At 72.0% G+C, this 3,474-nt stretch carries 4 protein-coding genes; all 4 read left to right on the top strand.

Features of this window, described 5'->3' with window-relative positions:
• The coding region (locus E3T23_RS15255; protein ID WP_420898320.1) for an amidohydrolase family protein at positions 1-813 on the top strand (813 nt) is incomplete at its 5' end.
• A 228-nt stretch (positions 814-1,041) separates the two neighbouring features.
• The gene (locus tag E3T23_RS11025; protein WP_174843871.1) at positions 1,042-2,370 is read left to right on the top strand and encodes a kynureninase; all 1,329 of its coding nucleotides are present in this window, start codon (positions 1,042-1,044) and stop codon (positions 2,368-2,370) included.
• A 39-nt stretch (positions 2,371-2,409) separates the two neighbouring features.
• Positions 2,410-2,679, top strand: a complete 270-nt coding sequence (gene purS, locus E3T23_RS11020) for a phosphoribosylformylglycinamidine synthase subunit PurS (RefSeq protein ID WP_134370427.1) — start codon at positions 2,410-2,412, stop codon at positions 2,677-2,679.
• Positions 2,679-3,377, top strand: a complete 699-nt coding sequence (gene purQ / locus E3T23_RS11015) for a phosphoribosylformylglycinamidine synthase subunit PurQ (protein WP_134370426.1) — start codon at positions 2,679-2,681, stop codon at positions 3,375-3,377. Before purS ends, purQ begins: the two co-directional genes overlap by 1 nt.
• Positions 3,378-3,474: the final 97 nt, after the last annotated feature.

Below are 3,474 nucleotides of genomic sequence, written 5' to 3'. Positions count from 1 at the left end.
GAAGCGGAAGCGGGCGCGGGCGCGGGGCTGCCGGCGGCCGTGTTCGCGGGAGCGTTCCTCGCCGCGCCGGGCGGCTACCCGAGCACGCGGTCCTGGGCCCCGGGCGGCAGCGTGCGCTTCGTGGCCCAGGCGACGGATGCCGCGGCCGCCGTCGATGACCAGCTGGCGCTCGGGGCATCCGTCATCAAGGTGACGCTGAACAGCGACGCCGGTCCGGTGCTGCCGCGCGAGGTGCTCGCGGCGATAGTCGGGCACGCCCATGATCGCGGGGCCCCCGTTCTCGCCCACGCCGAGGGGGCCGGCCAGTCCCGGCGCGCCTTCGAGGCCGGGGTGGACGCCCTGGCGCATACGCCGTTCAGTGAGCGCCTGGGCGACGAGCTGATCGCGGCCATGGCCGGGCGGATGGCGTGGATCAGCACCCTCGACATCCACGGCTGGGGCGAGCCGACCGACGACTTCGACCGCGCCGTGCACAACCTGAGCCGTTTCCATCGCGCGGGCGGGCAGGTGCTGTACGGCACCGACCTCGGCAACGGCCCCCTGCCGGTCGGGCTGAACCGGCGGGAGATCGACGCACTGCTGGGCGCCGGCCTGACCGGCGACGACGTGCTCCGCAGCCTGACCGCGGAGCGTCTCGGCGGCTTCCGCACCGTGCTGCGCGGTCCGGCGGGAACCGGCGAGCGCCTGGTCAGCGTGCTCCGCGGCGAGCGCCCGGCCGACCCGGCCGCGTTCAGCGCCTGGCTCTGCACCGCCCGCGCGGTCAGCCCGGCCGACCTCGCCGATCTCAGCAGCCTCGGCCCGCCGCATTCCTGAGCGCACCGCCGGCCGCAGTCGCGCGGTCCCCCGCGTGAGTGGGATACTTCCAGCGCGGCACGGTGTCGGCGAGTCTCCGGGAAGCGCGCATCGGTGCGCGAGCGCTGCCCATCATCCGTTCGACCTCGAGGAATCCAGATGACCCCCAGCATCGACACCAGCAACGGCAGCAACGGCAGCAACGGCAGCAACGGCAGCCAGGATGCCCACCTCGCCTTCGCCCGCCGGATGGACCGCATCGACGGGCTCGGGCACTACCGGCGGCAGTTCGTCGGCATCGAGCCCGACACCGCGACCGGCGGCACGACCGGCACTCCCCGCGCGACCGGGCACACCCCGAACCCGGTCGCCTACCTCGACGGCAATTCCCTGGGCCGGCCCACCCGGGCCAGCGTGGCCCGCATCACCGAGTTCCTCACCCACGACTGGGGCACCCGCCTGATCCGCGGCTGGGACGAGGCCTGGCTGGACCTGCCGCTGAAGATCGGCGACGACATCGGCCGCGCCGCCCTCGGCGCCGGGCCCGGCCAGGTCTTCGTGGGCGACTCGACCACCGTGCTGCTGTACAAGCTGGCCCGGGCGGCGGTCGACTACCTCCGCGTCGACACCGAACCGATGCGCACCGAGATCGTGCTGGACACCGACAATTTCCCCACCGACCGCTACCTGCTCGAGGGCATCGCGGCCGAACGCGGCATGACGCTGCACTGGATCCACTCCGACCCCGCGAGCGGCGTCACCGTGGAGCAGGTGCGGCAGGCCGTGGGCCCGCAGACCGCGCTCGTGCTGCTCAGCCACGTGGCCTACCGCTCCGGTTTCCTCGCCGACATGCGCGAGATCACCGCGGTGGTGCACGCCGCGGGCGGCCTGGTGCTCTGGGACCTCAGCCACTCGGTCGGCTCCGTGGTGGTCGAACTCGACCTGTGCGACGTGGACCTGGCCGTCGGCTGCTCCTACAAGTACCTGAACGGCGGCCCCGGCGCCCCCGCGTTCGCCTATGTGCGCCGCGACCTGCAGGACGTGCTCACCCAGCCGATTCAGGGCTGGATGGGAACGAAGGATGTCTTCACGATGGGCCCGGGGTATCTGCCGGCCGACGGCATCCGTCGTTTCATGAGCGGAACCCCGCCGATCGTGGGGATGCTGGCCATGCAGGACTCCATCGCGATGATCGAGGAGGCCGGCATCGACTCGCTGCGGGCCAAGTCGGTGGCGCTGACCGAGTTCGCTCTGACCCTCGTGGACGCCTGGCTCGCGCCGATGGGCGTGACCGTGTCGTCGCCGCGGGAGCCCACGCACCGCGGCGGTCACCTGACCGTGAACCACCCCGCGATGCGGCAGGTGACGCAGATCCTGTGGGAGCACGATGTGATCCCCGACTTCCGCACGCCCGACGCCCTGCGCATCGGCCTGTCCCCGCTGAGCACGAGCTTCGTGGAGACCTTCGAGGGGGTCGCGGCGATCCGGGACGTGCTGCGCGGCGTGCTGCTCGGGCAGAGCGGGCTCGCGGGCAGCGGCGTGGCCGGTGCGCTCGGCGGCCCGGGGGTCGGCCTGTAGAATCGGGGAATCCACCCCCCGACGTCTCCGGAGTGAGCTATGCCAACAATCGTCGTTGAAATCATGCCCAAGGCCGAGCTGCTCGACCCGCAGGGGAAGGCCGTCGCCGGCGCCCTGGGTCGCCTCGGAAAGACCCGTTTCACCAGCGTTCGCCTGGGCAAGCGGTTCGAGCTCACCGTCGACGGCCACGTCGACGACGCCGTGCTCGCCGAGGTGCAGGAACTCGCCGACACCGTACTGTCCAACTCGGTGATCGAGGATGTCGTCGGCATCCACGTGCTGGAGGCACCCGCCGGAGAGACGCACTGATGCGCATCGGCGTCGTCACGTTCCCCGGTTCTCTCGATGATCGCGACGCCGCGCGCGCGATCCGCCTGGCAGGCGCCGAGCCCGTCGCCCTCTGGCACGGCGAGCACGACCTGCACGGCGTTGACGCGCTCGTGCTGCCCGGCGGTTTCAGCTACGGCGACTACCTGCGCTGCGGCGCCATCGCCAGCCTCTCGCCGATCATGGCCGAGGTCATCGACGCCGCCAACAGCGGCATGCCGGTGCTCGGCATCTGCAACGGATTCCAGATGCTCGCCGAGGCGCACCTGCTCGAGGGCGGACTGATCCGCAACGACCACGGCCTGTTCATCTGCCGCGACCAGCAGCTGCGGGTCGAGAACGCCCTCACCGACTGGACCGGCGGCTTCGCGGCCGGCCAGGAGATCACCATCCCGCTCAAGAACGGCGAGGGCGGCTTCATCGCCTCCGCCGACACGCTCGAGCGCCTCGAGGGCGAGGACCGCGTGGTCGTGCGCTACATCGGCATGAACCCGAACGGTTCGCTCAACGACATCGCCGGCATCTGCAACCAGCGCGGCAACGTCGTCGGCCTGATGCCGCACCCCGAGCACGCCGTCGAGCCCGGCTTCGGCCCCGACACCGTCGACGCCATGCGCAGCGGCACCGACGGGATCACCTTCTTCACCTCCGTGATCGAACGGATGCTCGTCAGCGCGTAGCAGCATCCGCCCGCCGCCCGCCCGCGCGCGCTCGACCCGCGTTACGCGTCGCGCGGGTGCTGCGCCGCGGCGCTGGTGGCACGCCACGCGCGGAGCG

It is taken from the genome of Cryobacterium cheniae (genome assembly GCF_004403395.1).
In the GTDB taxonomy this organism is placed as follows: Bacteria; Actinomycetota; Actinomycetes; order Actinomycetales; family Microbacteriaceae; genus Cryobacterium; species Cryobacterium cheniae.
Note: the sequence above shows the minus strand (reverse complement) of the source record. Positions and strands in the feature narration are given on the sequence as shown.

Coding starts and splice junctions, on each gene's coding strand:
- E3T23_RS11025 (WP_174843871.1), top strand. CDS start 1,042: ATGGACCGCATCGACGGGCTCGGGCACTACCGGCGGCAGTTCGTCGGC.
- purS (WP_134370427.1), top strand. CDS start 2,410: ATGCCAACAATCGTCGTTGAAATCATGCCCAAGGCCGAGCTGCTCGAC.
- purQ (WP_134370426.1), top strand. CDS start 2,679: ATGCGCATCGGCGTCGTCACGTTCCCCGGTTCTCTCGATGATCGCGAC.